12 protein-coding genes are annotated in these 13,798 nt (G+C 58.9%); 10 read left to right on the top strand and 2 right to left on the bottom strand.

What is annotated here, in order from left to right; genetic code table 11:
* The first annotated feature begins 45 nt into the window (after nucleotides 1-45).
* From TBK1r_RS27895 to TBK1r_RS27885, 3 genes are read left to right on the top strand one after another with little or no spacing between them, the layout of a single operon-like run.
* Complete coding sequence (locus TBK1r_RS27895; protein ID WP_145218235.1) at nucleotides 46-951, top strand: UDP-2,3-diacylglucosamine diphosphatase; 906 nt, start codon at nucleotides 46-48, stop codon at nucleotides 949-951.
* A 42-nt stretch (nucleotides 952-993) separates the two neighbouring features.
* Nucleotides 994-2,199, top strand: a complete 1,206-nt coding sequence (locus tag TBK1r_RS27890; RefSeq protein ID WP_145218233.1) for a BtaA family protein — start codon at nucleotides 994-996, stop codon at nucleotides 2,197-2,199.
* Complete coding sequence (locus TBK1r_RS27885; RefSeq protein ID WP_145218231.1) at nucleotides 2,196-2,999, top strand: class I SAM-dependent methyltransferase; 804 nt, start codon at nucleotides 2,196-2,198, stop codon at nucleotides 2,997-2,999. The genes TBK1r_RS27890 and TBK1r_RS27885 overlap by 4 nt, the downstream gene beginning before the upstream one ends.
* An 84-nt stretch (nucleotides 3,000-3,083) precedes the next feature.
* On the opposite strand, the gene TBK1r_RS27880 is transcribed toward TBK1r_RS27885, so the two are convergent.
* The gene (locus tag TBK1r_RS27880; protein ID WP_145218230.1) at nucleotides 3,084-3,374 is read right to left on the bottom strand and encodes a hypothetical protein; all 291 of its coding nucleotides are present in this window, start codon (nucleotides 3,372-3,374) and stop codon (nucleotides 3,084-3,086) included.
* Nucleotides 3,375-3,444: 70 nt separating this feature from the next.
* Here TBK1r_RS27880 and tkt point away from each other — a divergent pair, with 70 nt between their 5' ends.
* The 4 genes from tkt (at nucleotide 3,445) to TBK1r_RS27860 (ending at nucleotide 8,003) form a co-directional block, all read left to right on the top strand.
* The gene (gene tkt, locus TBK1r_RS27875) at nucleotides 3,445-5,490 is read left to right on the top strand and encodes a transketolase (RefSeq protein ID WP_145218228.1); all 2,046 of its coding nucleotides are present in this window, start codon (nucleotides 3,445-3,447) and stop codon (nucleotides 5,488-5,490) included.
* A 6-nt stretch (nucleotides 5,491-5,496) separates the two neighbouring features.
* Nucleotides 5,497-5,913, top strand: coding sequence for an ExbD/TolR family protein (locus TBK1r_RS27870; protein ID WP_145218226.1), 417 nt, complete (start codon nucleotides 5,497-5,499; stop codon nucleotides 5,911-5,913).
* Nucleotides 5,914-5,917: 4 nt separating this feature from the next.
* Nucleotides 5,918-6,364, top strand: a complete 447-nt coding sequence (locus TBK1r_RS27865; protein WP_145218224.1) for an ExbD/TolR family protein — start codon at nucleotides 5,918-5,920, stop codon at nucleotides 6,362-6,364.
* A 478-nt stretch (nucleotides 6,365-6,842) separates the two neighbouring features.
* Nucleotides 6,843-8,003: a DUF7453 family protein gene (locus TBK1r_RS27860; protein WP_145218222.1), complete on the top strand. Its 1,161-nt coding sequence runs from the start codon at nucleotides 6,843-6,845 to the stop codon at nucleotides 8,001-8,003.
* Nucleotides 8,004-8,050: 47 nt separating this feature from the next.
* Here the strand turns inward: TBK1r_RS27860 and TBK1r_RS27855 are convergent, their stop codons facing one another.
* Nucleotides 8,051-8,938, bottom strand: a complete 888-nt coding sequence (locus tag TBK1r_RS27855; RefSeq protein WP_145218220.1) for an AraC family transcriptional regulator — start codon at nucleotides 8,936-8,938, stop codon at nucleotides 8,051-8,053.
* A 259-nt stretch (nucleotides 8,939-9,197) separates the two neighbouring features.
* Here TBK1r_RS27855 and TBK1r_RS27850 point away from each other — a divergent pair, with 259 nt between their 5' ends.
* The 3 genes from TBK1r_RS27850 (at nucleotide 9,198) to TBK1r_RS27840 (ending at nucleotide 13,770) form a co-directional block, all read left to right on the top strand.
* On the top strand, nucleotides 9,198-10,424 hold the full coding sequence (locus TBK1r_RS27850) for a DUF1559 family PulG-like putative transporter (protein ID WP_145223121.1): 1,227 nt from the start codon (nucleotides 9,198-9,200) through the stop codon (nucleotides 10,422-10,424).
* 79 nt (nucleotides 10,425-10,503) lie between these two features.
* Entirely contained in the window at nucleotides 10,504-10,704 is a 201-nt protein-coding gene (locus tag TBK1r_RS27845) for a hypothetical protein (RefSeq protein ID WP_145218218.1), read from the top strand.
* Between the two features lie 36 nt (nucleotides 10,705-10,740).
* Complete coding sequence (locus TBK1r_RS27840) at nucleotides 10,741-13,770, top strand: CRTAC1 family protein (protein WP_145218216.1); 3,030 nt, start codon at nucleotides 10,741-10,743, stop codon at nucleotides 13,768-13,770.
* Nucleotides 13,771-13,798 lie beyond the last annotated feature (28 nt).

The raw sequence follows: 13,798 nt of genomic DNA, 5'->3' as shown, positions 1-13,798 counted from the left end.
AATCGGTTGTTCATCGACTCCGCAAGGAGCAGAGGCGTTATCGGCATGAGTGGGACCTCACCGCTTTCAGTACGGACATTACTTGTCAGTGATGTCCACTTGGGATGCAAACACGCACGCACGGATGAATGCCTAGCGTTTCTCCAGCGTTATCGCCCGGAAAAATTATTCCTGGTCGGCGACTTCTTTGACGCTTGGAAAATCAATTCGGGTTGGCACTGGACCGAACCCTGCGACGCCATCATCGGCCACTTGGTGGATCTGGTTCAGCAAGGGACGCAGCTGCACTACACGCCTGGCAACCACGATTCATTCCTGCGTGAAGCGTCCTTTCGCAGCGTCATGCCGGCCGGATTTCCCGATGTCCGCATCGCCGACGAATTTATTTTGGAAACGCTCCACGGATGGCGTTTTCTGGTCACGCACGGCGACCTGTTTGATTTTTTCGAAACCCGGGCGCAGTGGATTTCCAAGGGAAGTTCCACGCTCTACGACGCCTGCCTCAGCTTCAACCGCTGGGTCAAGAATCGATTTCTGCACCACGACCGGAACCCCTACGGTGCGTGCGCGGTGATCAAGGGCCGCGTCAAACGCGGGGTGAAATTCATCAGCCGTTACGAAAACAAGATCATGCACCACGCTCATCAACAAGACTGCGACGGCGTGATCTGCGGACACATCCATACGCCGGTGATGAAACGTTCTGATTCGGTGCTCTACTGCAACACCGGTGACTGGGTCGAAAACTGCACCGGCCTGGTCGAACGCCACAACGGCAATTTGGAACTCGTCAGCCGCTACGGCGATTCGCAACTGATGCAGCTCGGGCAACGACAGTCGGCCCCGGTCGCCCGAGCTGTGTTTCAACCGGAGCCGCTCACCAACGAATCTCGTTTTGACGACACGGCAGCGAACCCCGATCGCGAATGTGTCGTTTCCTCTGTCGACTGAATTGTCGCCCAACACACACCCTTCCCAACGGAAACCACCGGAATGATCACGGAATGGATAGGCAAACGTTGCTTCAACGCAGTGCATCAGCGAAATCTCGTTTACAACACCTGCTGGGAAGACCCGCGGCTTGATCGTCGCGCGCTCGACCTCGGCCCCGACGACACGGTGTTGGTGATCACATCGGCCGGCTGCAATGCGCTCGATTACGCGTTACAGGCCCCCAGGGCGGTGCACGCGGTCGACATGAACGCGTTGCAAAACGCGCTGTTGGAACTAAAAATGGCCGCCATCCGAACGCTGGAGTACGAAGACTTCTTTGAGATCTTCGGTAAGGGCCTGCACCCGAACTGGCAATCGATCTTCCACCATCGTGTGCGTCCGGCGCTGCGTGGTTCCGATCGTGCGATTTGGGATCGACGACTCGACTTCTTTGACGGGTCGGCACGACGCAAAAGTTTTTATTTTCGGGGAACGTCGGGCTTCTTTGCCTGGATGATCAACGGTTATCTCAACCGGCCGCAGGGGCTGCGCGAATCCGTTCAAGAAATCCTCTCGGCCGAAACGGTCCAGGAGCAAGCCGAGATCTACGACGCACGCGGCGTCTCGGAGCAGTTGTTCTCCAAACCGATGCGGTGGGTGCTGCGTCGCGACACGACGTTGGCGATGTTGGGGGTCCCGCGAAGCCAGCGGATGCAAATCGACCACGGCTATCCTGGCGGCATCGGGCGTTTTATCCAAGATCGAATCGAGACGGTGTTCAAGAAGATCCCGCTGAAGGACAACTACTTTTGGCGTGTCTATCTGACCGGCAGCTACGCGCCGACTTGTTGCCCGGAGTATCTGACGCCTCAGGGGTTCGCTCAACTCCGCAGCGGATTGGTGGACCGTGTGACGACCTACAACAACACGGTGGAATCGTTTTTGCGCGTCCATGACGCCCCCGTCTCGCGATTCGTCTTGCTCGACCACATGGATTGGCTGTACGAACGACACCCCGATTTGCTGGCCGCGGAATGGCAGAGCATCATCGACCGATCGGCCCAACACACGCGGATCCTATGGCGCAGTGCGGCACTGGATGTTGACTTCGTCGATCCCTTGACGGTCCACGCCAACGGCACCCACGTCCAACTGGGAGAACTGCTTCGCTACCAAAAAGAATTGGCGGCTCAGTTGCATGTCACTGATCGTGTCCACACCTACGGCAGCTTCTACATCGCCGACTTAAACGGTGTCGCAGCATGAGCAGCACGGGCATCACGAAGGCCACCCGCAACCGACAGACCGTGGCCCAGAAATCGGTCTGGGCCAGCGACCTGCGCGTGATCTGGCACCTGCTGGCTCATCCGGTGCGGGGAAAAACGCACGCCGAGCGGTTGGAGAGTTTCTACAGCGGCCAGGCGTCCGACTACGATTCGTTTCGTTCACGTCTGCTACATGGACGTGACGAATTGATCGACGGCCTGGATTTCCCGGCCGCCGGCGTTTGGGCCGACCTGGGATGCGGAACCGGAGAAAACATCCTGCGAGCCAGCGATCGCTGCGCAGCCTTACGGCAAATCCATCTGGTCGATCTTTCGCCGTCCTTGCTGGACGTTGCACGCGGACGGTTGAATGACGCCGGGATCACCAACGCCCAGGTTTCACTGGCCGATGTGACGCGCTGGGATCAAGCCGACGAGAGCGCCGACATTGTGACGTTTTCCTACTCCCTGACCATGATTCCCGACTGGTTCGAAGCGATCGAACGGGCGCATCGAATTTTGAAACCGGGTGGGGTGATCGGAGTGGTGGATTTTTATGTCTCACGAAAATTCGCCGCGCAGGCTCACCGCCAACATCACTGGCTACGACGCGCCTTCTGGACCCATTGGTTTGGTGCCGACAACGTCTACCTCAGCCCCGATCACACCGCGATGTTGCACCGCAAGTTTGAGGTCACGCGTTTCAGTGAACGAGTTGGAAAGGTTCCCTATCTGCCGTTGATCCGAGCACCCTATTATTTGTTTGTCGGAACAAAGCGACAATCCGAGGGGCGCGCGTAGTCGATGGGGGCTGAGCGGCTTGTTGCGACGCTCCGCGAGGCACCGTGGCGTCCATGCCGACCTGACCGACGGGGTAAAGGCCTCTCAGTTGCCCATGGCGGTGGACAGTGGTTCGGCTTGAGCGTCCACCTGGGTGATCAAATCGACCGACGCACGGAAATCGGAACCCTGCTCGGAAAACGTCACCGCGGCGGTTTGAACCATTTCCGCGGCGATCGCGAGGGGAGGTTCGGGGATCGCGGCCTTGGGGAGTTTGCTCGCCGGCGAACGGGGGATCGGAAACTCCGTCCGAATTTCAAAAAAAACACGCGTTTGGCCCGCAAAAAGCGGGGTGTTGACGTGACGGTTGTTCGTCGACCCTTTCGAAATCCCCACAAACGCGGTACCTTTTGCGGCTGGCCGAAACGAAATTTTCTTCCTCTATCGACGAAATAGACCACGCAAAATGAGTGTTGCATCGACTGATCTTGAGACCCTAGCGGTCGACACCATTCGCTCCCTCAGCATGGATGCGGTCCAGACTGCCAACAGCGGTCACCCGGGGACACCGATGGCGCTCGCACCGATCGCCTATCAGTTGTTCAATCACACGATGCAATATGATCCCTCGCATCCGAATTGGCCCAACCGTGACCGATTCGTGCTGTCCTGTGGTCACGCCTCGATGTTGCTCTACAGCACCCTGCACCTGGCCGGCGTCAAAGCGACCGACAAAGACGGCAACGTGTTGGACGAACTGTCGATCAAGCTGGACGACATCAAGAACTTTCGTCAAATCGGAAGCGTTTGTGCCGGGCACCCGGAATACGCCGAAGCGGCGGGAATCGAAACCACGACCGGACCACTCGGTGCGGGCGTCAGCAACAGCGTCGGCATGGCGATGAGCCAAAAGTGGCTGGCCGAGAACTACAACACCGACCAACACAAGCTGTTCGATTACAACGTCTTTGCCCTCTGCAGCGACGGCGATCTGATGGAAGGCGTCGCCTGCGAAGCCGCCTCGGTCGCCGGCCACCTGAAGCTGGACAACCTGTGTTGGCTGTACGACGACAACAGTATCACGATCGAAGGCGACACCAGTTTGTCGTTCTCTGAAGACGTCGGCAAACGATTCGAAGGCCTCGGCTGGAACGTCGTGCATGTTTCTGACGTCAACGAATTGTCCAACCTGTCCAAGGCGATCGAAAGCTTCCGCAGCTGCACCGACAAGCCGACCATCATCATCTGCAAGACGATCATCGGATGGGGTGCCCCGAACAAGCAAAACACACACGGAGCACACGGGGCGCCGCTGGGCTGGGACGAAGTCGAACTGGCCAAGAAAGCCTACGGATTTCCGCCCGAAGAGAAATTTCACATCCCCGACGGCGTCATCGAGCACTTCGCCAACAACCTCGGACAGCGTGGCGCCGCCGATTATCAGAAATGGAACGAAACCTGGGCGGCGTACCAGTCGGCCAACCCTGAAAAAGCGGCCGAGCTGCAGGCGATCTTCGATCGCAAGTTGCCCGAGGGCTGGGACAAGGACCTCCCGGAATTTGAAGCCAGCGAAAAAGGCGACGCGACGCGAAATAGCAGCGGTAAAGTGCTCAACGCGATCGCCAAGAACGTTCCCTTCATGATCGGCGGTTCGGCCGACTTGGCGCCTAGCAACAAGAGCGATCTGACGTTCGAGGGCGCCGGAGACTTTTTGCCGAATCAATACGCCGGTCGCAATCTGCACTTCGGCATTCGCGAACACGCCATGGCGGGCATCGTCAACGGCATCTGCCTGACGGGCCTGCGAGGCTACGCGGCGACGTTCTTCGTCTTTACCGACTACATGCGTGGGGCGATGCGACTGTCGGCGATCATGCACCAGCCGATCCTGTACATCCTGACGCACGATTCGATCGGCGTCGGCGAAGACGGCCCGACCCACCAACCGGTCGAACACCTGTCGGCGTGCCGAGCGATTCCGGGGTTGAACGTGTTCCGCCCCGGCGACGCCAACGAAGTCGCCGAATGTTACCGAACCGCGATGGAAATCAGCGATCATCCCGCCGCGATGGTGCTGTCGCGTCAAAACATGGCCACGCTGTGCCGGACCAAGTACGCCGCCGCATCAGGATGTGCCAAGGGCGGTTATGTGCTTTCGGACTGTGAAGGCACCCCGGATGTGATTTTGATGGGCAGCGGCAGCGAACTGGGACTGTGCGTCACGGCCGCCGAAAAACTGACCGCGGCGGGCAAGAAAGTCCGCGTCGTCAGCATGCCTTGCATGGACCTCTTTGCCCAGCAGAGCCAAGCCTACCAAGATCAAGTGTTGCCGCCCGAAGTCACCAACCGCGTGGCCGTCGAAGCAGGCTTGAGAATGTCGTGGGACCGCTGGATCGGGTTGCAAGGCAAGTTTGTCGGCATGTCCGGCTACGGCGCCAGCGGACCGTATGCCGAAGTCTACGAGCACTTCGGCATCAACGAAGACGCCGTCGTCGCAGCCGCCGGCGGCTGATAGCCGATGAAGATCCCCAATCAGCAGAACCGACCGTTCACCGGTGCCAACATGACGCCGATGATCGATGTCGTGTTTCTGCTGATCATCTTCTTCCTGGTGTCCAGCCACCTGGCGCGACAGGAGTCGCGATTGCCCGTCGAGCTGCCCGTCGCGTCGACGCACAACCCGCTCAGCGTCGACCCGGTCTCGGTGACCATCACCGTCAACCGCGACCGTCAACGACTCGTCGGCGGCAAAGTCCTCGACGACGCAGCGCTCGATGCGATCCTGAACGATGTGGTGCGACGTGACGGCGAATCGGCGTCGCTGCGAATCCGCACCGATGGCGCCGTCCCCTATGGAAGCATCGAGCCGATCTTGAAAGCATCGGCCGAACTCGGCCTGTTGGACATCAAATTGGCCGTCAAGCAACAGGGCTAGCGTGATGCGATTACCCAGCCATGGTCGAACGGGTGCCTTGGAAGTCAAAATGACGCCGATGATCGACGTCGTTTTCTTGCTGCTGATCTTCTTCGTCTGGACCAGCAGTTTCGAGACCCCCGAGTACGACTTACCGAGCGCCTTGGCCGAAGCCCCCGCCGGCGGCAGCGAAGCCAACACCGACCAACCGCCTCCAGTGGAAGCGTTTGACGAGATCGTGGTCAAGCTGTTGGTGCGGAACGGCTTGCCTGTGATCGAGTTCGGCGGCCAGCGGATCGACTCGATCGAGGTGTTGCAATCGCGGTTGACGGAAGTGATCGCATTGGGCGTGCAGCCACCGGTAATCATCGACCCGGAGAGCGAAGTCACGATGGAACGCACGGTCGCCGCCTACGACGCCGCCCGGGCCGCCGGCGCCGACCGCGTCCTCTACGCCACCGCGGCCGACTGAGCGTGGCGTAAGCTTCCAGCTTGCGAATCTGAGTATCGCCTGAAGGCTAGGCGGCGCTGGTGTGCAGGCTTGAGCCGCCGGGTCGCTGCAGAGCAGCGAGAAGGGATCGCCTGAAGGCTCGACACCAACGGGCGCTGGTGTCCAGGCTTGAGCCGCCGGGTCGCTGCTCCGCCTGCCGATTCCGCGATCGCCGCTCATTTGTTGCAGATGCGTCGCGGGGGCTGTATGTTGGCCCCGTTAGATTGACAGCTTCGAGACGACAACGAAACAACAACAGTGCACCCAGACAGTGCACCCAGACAGTGCACGTGCAACACGAGGCGGGACACCGATGCGATTGACCAGCTTGCTTTTCCTTCTAGGCGCCGTATTCGTTCTCGGGAATTGTCCGACGAACGCTCAGACGCTCCAGTTCAGAGAGGTACTCCATTCTGACACTCAGGTCCCTGGATTTGGCCCCAACACCACTGCAAGCTTTGTGCGTTCCGATGGAGACGAAGACGTCTTTATCGCATCGGGTTTCAATGCGACAACGAATCAAAATGAATTCGGGATCATCCGCCGCAGCTCCGACGGAAGCTTTTCGACATTGGTCGATCACAACACCATCGTGTCCCATCCGATCTTTTCCGGGACGACGACCTTCAGTTTCATTGATGCCGTCGACGTTTTCGAAAACGACGTGTTCTTTAGCGGCCGGGTGAGCACGGATAACTACCTTTATCGTCTCGGTTCAGGCGGCACACCTCAACTGATCGAGCAAACGGGAACATCGCCGCGAACGTTCCGAAACCTTCGGGTGCTGGCCAACGGGGACGTCGTGATGCACGGCTCGGGGACCTCCTCCGTTTTCAACAACCCGGGTTTCTACAAGAATTCCGGCGGAACCAACACAACGATCGCCAACCGCAACACGGCGGTTCCCTCGGGCACCGGAAACTTCGACATCGACAGCTTTCAATCCTCGCGAGGTGACATCGGCAAGAATGGTTCCATTCTGTTCCATGGCAGCAACGGCGCCGGCTTGTCCGGCGTCTATTCCGACCGATCCGGAACGCTGGAAAAGATTTTCGATACCAACGATTTCATGCCTGGTACCGGCGAGCAATTTCTGGGTTTTGCCGATACCGAGATCGACAACAACGTCGCTTACTTCGCAGCCGCAACGGTCAACCCCTCCAACAATCGAATTGGCTTTTATTCCGTCGACGAAGCCGGCAATTTTGACACCCTGGTCAACAACGACACGCCTTATGGAGACGATGAGTTTCTGAATTTCGATACGTTTTCGTTGGCCGTCAATGGTGACGCGGCCGTGTTCCGTGCCGTGACGGACAACGACCCGGAATTGGTGACGTACTACAAAGTGGGTTCCACCTTTGGCGAATTGGCCCGCGTCGGTGATGTGATCGACGGTCGTCAAATCTCGTTTCTCGCTGGAGCATCGGCCGCCGAGGAGGGTGAGTTTTACATCTCGTTCCGTTTTACCGACAACACCTTGGGGACCTACCGCGTAGCCGTTTCCGCGGTGCCAGAGCCATCCCTGTTTGCCCCGATTTTGATCGCAGCGGGTTGCTGCCTGATGCAGCGGCGGCATCGCAAACGCGTGCGGTCGTCGAGGTCTTCGGCAACTGTTTGACATGTCCCAGTCAATTGATGCCCTTCGGTCCCATCCGTTCGCGCAGATTAATTTGTTTCCGGCAATGACGAACTCTCGTGTCGACTGACCAGTTTGGACGGCGCGACGCCATAGACGCGTTTGAACGCTCTGGAAAATTGAAACGGGTCCGCGAACCCCATCACCTCCGCGACATCCCGGACTTTCATCTGTTCGTGCAGCAACAGTTCGGCCGCATGGTGCATCCGCAATCGAATGAGAAACTGATAGGCGCCGATCGATGCATGTTTCTTGAACAGACGTGAGATGTAGATCGGCGTGACCTGACAGGCTTGGGCGACTTGCTCGATCGTGGTCAGATCCAAAAAGTTCTTCTCGATGAATGCGCGAACGTGCTCGTAAGTTCGAAAGGATTTTGGAATCGACTTTTCGCCGGTTGTGATCTGCCGCTGACGAATCTTCATCAGCAGGGTGCGGGTGACCAGTTGGCAGATCTCGGGTGAAAAGCGAGTGTTCTCACCGGCTTCGCGATCGATCGTGTCCCACAGTTCCGTCAATTCTCCGACCCGCGCCGTGACCACCGGTTTGCCCCTCAGCAAGCCGGCCGCGGCAACCAGTGACTTTGCCTCCCAGCCCGAGATATCCAGATAGTATTTTCGCATCGCTCCAGGCGGTGCATTCTCGATGCGATGCCGAATGCCCGGGCCGTAGGCGAACGCCATGCCGCGAGAAAGACGAAAACGCTTGCCTTGCAAGGTCAACCAGCCGTGGCCTTCGGTGACCAATTCGATCCCGAAGTACGGAAAGCCCGATCGTTCAACGATGTAGTCGGGCAGCATCCGCTCCACGCCGCCGCAAACCACCGACAGCCGTTGATCCGGCGGGGGATTCAAGTCCAGGTAAAACCGTTTGGATTCCCTGGTTTGTCGCGAGATGAAATCTGGATCGCGTCCCATGCGGGGGCCTCCGACTGTTCACAAAAGACGACCGAATCCATCAATTTCCGCGTCGTTTTCCAGTTTAAGAATAGCTATCTCTGTTTGAGCTTGGCTATGTAAAAAATCCTCCAAGGGGCGACATTAGCTCATTCTTATCACATCTGTGCGCCTCAATGCCCTGCTCCATTCGCCACACCCTTTTTCCAGAGGTCAATTGTAGCGGTGTTTTCCGGCGTCCACAGCCACCTCATTTCCGTATTTGGAGAGCCTTCTCATGATGCCTCGGACCTATGCCCGCAAGGGATTCACGCTCGTCGAACTGTTGGTGGTGATTGCCATCATCGGGATTCTTGTGGGGCTGTTGCTGCCCGCCGTCCAAGCGGCACGGGAGGCGGCTCGACGAATGAGTTGCAGCAACAATTTCAAGCAGATCGGAATTGCGATGCACAATTACCACGCCGCGTACAAGAGCCTTCCGATGCACGGCGGCGGGACCACCGACAACATCACTCGGCACATCTGGCGTCCCTCGGAGATTTCCAATAACGGCCGTCTGAGCTATCTGGTCGGGTTGACTCCGTTTATGGAGCAACAAGGTATTTGGGATCAGATTTCGAATCCCAACAATCGTGACTCACTCGGCAATTCGCCTCCCAACGCGAGCGGCAATGGCGGCGCCGAGGCGCTTCGCAACGGTGCCAGCTTCTCTCCGATGGGCCCGACTCCGGATGAAATCCTCTACACGCCCTGGGCCAGTGAAATCCCCACGCTTCGCTGCCCGAGCGATCCTGGAGTCGGTCTTCCGGCCTTGGGGCGAACGAACTACGCCGCATGCTTGGGCGATTCTGCCGAGCGGGCTCACCAGGGGGCATGGGGGAACGGCTCGGCACCGCTGGGTCGACCGAACCAGACGCTTTCGATTGAGATCAACGGGGCCGGCCGTGGCGTGTTCGTGACGCACAAATCGATGAAATTCCGTGACATCCTTGACGGGCTATCCAACACGATTGCGGCCGGGGAAATCGCGACCGACCTGGGGGACAAAGACACGCGCACGATCGCGACCAACCGCGGTTGGTCGTTCATCCGCAACTTCCCGCCGACCGATTGCGATGCCCTGGTCGATCCCGATCGCCCACGTTTCTGGGCACCGACCACGGCGACCGTCGGCGCCACCAGTGGCCGCGGATTTCGCTGGGCAGAGCACATCCCGAATTCCTCCGGCTTCTTCACCGCATCGCCTCCCAACGATCCGATCTGCACCGAACAGAACGCCGGCAACTCGGGTTGGTACACCGCCTCGAGCCGTCACCAGGGCGGGGCGCATATCCTGATGGCCGACGGTGCAGTCATCTTCATGACCGATTCGGTCGAGTCGGGAGACCAAAACGCACTCGGGATCAATGCCTATCGCACCCCGGGCGCAAAGAGCCCGTACGGTTTATGGGGTGCACTCGGAAGCCGCGCGGCGTACGAGACGATTGAAGAACAGCTGAATCAATAACAGCGTTGCCATTGGACTGCCGTCCGCGTCGGGGGCGGCAGTCGTTTCCTTTTCTCATCCGAAACTCACATCACTCAATATGTCAAAATTATTTCACGGGCTGTTGCTCGCCGCGTCTTGCTTCCTGTTGGTCGGCTGCGGGAGCGAAGGCCCCACCAGCGTCGTCGAAAACGCCCAGCAATCCGATGTCGACGAATACAATCGAATGCTGCAGGAAGAGCAGGCCCAGATGAAGGCCGGCATGGAAGCGGCAGCCAAGGAAGGAATCAAGGACTACTGAGCAGACCGCGAGACCATAGTGTGAGGAGGGCCTGCAATGAGATCGATCACCGAGACGACCTTCAGGCTCTCCACTTTATTGGTTGCGCTATTGCTCTCAGGTGGATGCGGCAAGCCTGGCGATTCGGCGTCACAGGGCGTCGCGAGGTCGACGGTCGCGGCGGCGACGGGCGACTCCAGAGACGCCGCGATCGATCGCCTTCGGCAAGCCATGGACGGGCGTCAGTACGCGACGGCGGAGAAACTGGCCCGCGAGGCAATGCTGCGGTTCCCCCACGACGTCGTGATTCTGCGTCTGGCGGCCGACGTCGCATTTGCCAATGGCCAGCCGACCGTCGCGGCGGAACTGGTCGCCGAAGCCGCCATCGCGGACGGATTCGCCGATGAGCAGTTGGTCCAAAATGCCGTCTTGGCGTTTGTGGGGACGGGGCAGTTGTTCGAACTGATCGACCTGTTGGACCAAGTCGTCGCCGCGCATCCGGAACGACACGAATCGCGACGATTGCTCTTTGATTTTTTGGTCAATGCCGAAGACCACCATCGCGCGACGCCACACGGCAGAATCCTTGTTCGCGAGCGCCAGTTCGATCGTGTCCTATTGTTTTCACTTGCCACGATCGAACAACGCAACATGGAAACCAATTCCATGCAGGAGCTGCAAAAGCGAAACCCAGACGACCCTCGACTAAAAATCGCCGAGGTCCGTTCCTACGTCGACTCGGGACAGTGGAACGAGGTCGAACAGACGATACTGGAAATCTTGCGGTATAGCCCGGACTACATACCGGCCCAGATCCTGTTCGGTCAGTACATCGTGTATTCGAATCAACTCGGCCGGATCGACCAGTGGCTGGCTTGTGTCACGGACGAAACGAAAGACCGTTGGCAGTATTGGGCGCTGCTTGGCGATGTGGCAAAACAAAAGGGAAACCTCGAACAGGCCGCGCGAGCCTATCGAGAATCCGTTCGTAAAAATCCCGATGTCGGTGAAGTCCTGGCAAAGCTGGCGCGATGTCTGGAGCAACTCCGACGCGACGGAGCATCGATTGACGAAGCGATCATCACGGTGGTCAATCAACGCGCCCAACTGCTGAGTCGATTCAGCCAGGAGAAAGAACGACTCTACAAACTCGGGAATCGGTCCAACGCGATTATCGTCCAGATGGCCAAGACCCTTGTCGAACTCGGACGCCTATGGGAAGCGGAAGCTTGGACCGCCTACGCCATGACGATTCCCGACGACGACGCACCATCGGTCCGCGCGATGCGGCAGTCGATTGTCGACAAACTCACCGCGGACACTCCTTGGCGCCACGCCCCAGACCCGCTGCTGGCGACATTGGATCTAAGGCACTATCCGACACCGGAGAGCCAACTGATCGCGGGCCCGACATCGAAAAAGACGGAATCACTGATCCGACGGTCGGTCAAACCCGTGCTGCGGGACGAGACCGACCGGTTGGGCTTGGCCATCGAACGCAACGCCGATCGACCGGATCGCGACTCCGAGGGGGTTCCCTTGTATGCGCAGATGGAATCGGGAGGCTGCGCGATCGACTTTGACCTCGACGGATGGCCTGATCTGTATGTCGCGGCTGCCGGCGGCACGCCCGGAAAACTCGACTCACCCAATAATTCGATGTTTCGCAATCTGGCTGGCCGCTTCGCTGACGCGACCCACGCGACGCTCGCCGGCGACAGGGGATTCGCGCAAGGAGTCACGTTCGGTGACGTCAACGAAGATGGGTTCCCCGACTTGGCCGTCCTCAACTACGGGACGGATCGAGTTTTGATCAACAACGGTGACGGCACGTTTTCTCCCCGAGATGATTGGCTCTCGTCTGACCGTGAATCCCCCTGGTCGACCAGTGGGGCGATCGCCGATCTCGACGGCGACGGCATCTCGGACTTCATCTGCCTCAAGTATTGCGCCGGAATGGATGCGGCGACCGTCACCTGCCGAACGGAAGACGGTGCGGTCAGCCCTTGCCTGCCGACAAAATTTGCCGCCGATCGGGATGTGTTCTTCCGAGGGCGACCGCGGGGAGTATGGGAAGACGCCACGGACCGCTGGGCGGCATCGCCGTTGCAACCTGGGCGCGGGCTGGGTCTGGTCGTCGGCGATTTAGACGCAGTCGACGGAGTGGATGTTTTTGTCGCCAATGACATGACGAGTAATCATTTCTGGACGTTCGATCCACAGGGAAGCTCGAAAGAGTCCGCCACCCTTCGCGGCTTGGCCGTCGACGCCAGATTTCGCCCACAGGCATGTATGGGCATTGCGGCGGCCGATTTGGACACCGACGGCGACACCGATCTGTTCGTGACGAATTTTGAACAGGAACACAACACGTTCTATGAGCAAACCGAGCCTGGAATCTGGGCCGACCGAACCGCCCTGCGGGGATTGATGGACGTGAGTTTTTCGCAACTGGGGTTCGGCACGCAAGCAGTTGATTTTGACAACGACGCGAACCTGGAACTGGCGATCGCCAACGGGCATGTCTATCAGGATGCGGAACCGCCGTCGAGCTACGCGCAGCGGATGCAGGTGCTCCACCGCGCGTCAGGGTCTCACTTTGAGGCGTTCGTGTTTGATGATTCGGACGGCTATGTGGGGCAAGAGCATGTCGGCCGAGCGATGTGGACACTCGATGCCGATCGCGACGGCCGCATAGACTTGGCGATCACACACCAAACCGAACCCTTCACGTTATTGATGAACCGGACGCCCGTCGAAAACCACTGGGTCAGGTTTCGCCTGGTCGGTGTTGATTGCGCCCGAGATGCGATCGGAGCGACGGTCACCATTCGAACCGATCACCTCACCCGGTATGCCCCTCTCGTCGCCGGTGATGGGTTTTATTGCGCGAACGAACGATGGATTCACTTCGGTTTAGGCCCCGACCACCGCCCCGGAGACTCGATCAGCGTCTCGGTCCGATGGCCGGACGCGTCCGAAGAAAACTACCAAGTGGTCGAGGATCGAACGCATGTGATCGTCCAAGGCCACGACCACGCTTTCGCGGTCGCTCGAAAATCACCGAGCAACCGGTCCGGAATCTAGTGCCTGATGCACGGGCATCCCACGAGGC

Origin of the sequence: Stieleria magnilauensis (assembly GCA_007753675.1) — a bacterium.
Taxonomy (GTDB): Bacteria; Planctomycetota; Planctomycetia; order Pirellulales; family Pirellulaceae; genus Stieleria; species Stieleria magnilauensis.
This window is presented reverse-complemented; position numbering and strand designations above follow the sequence as displayed.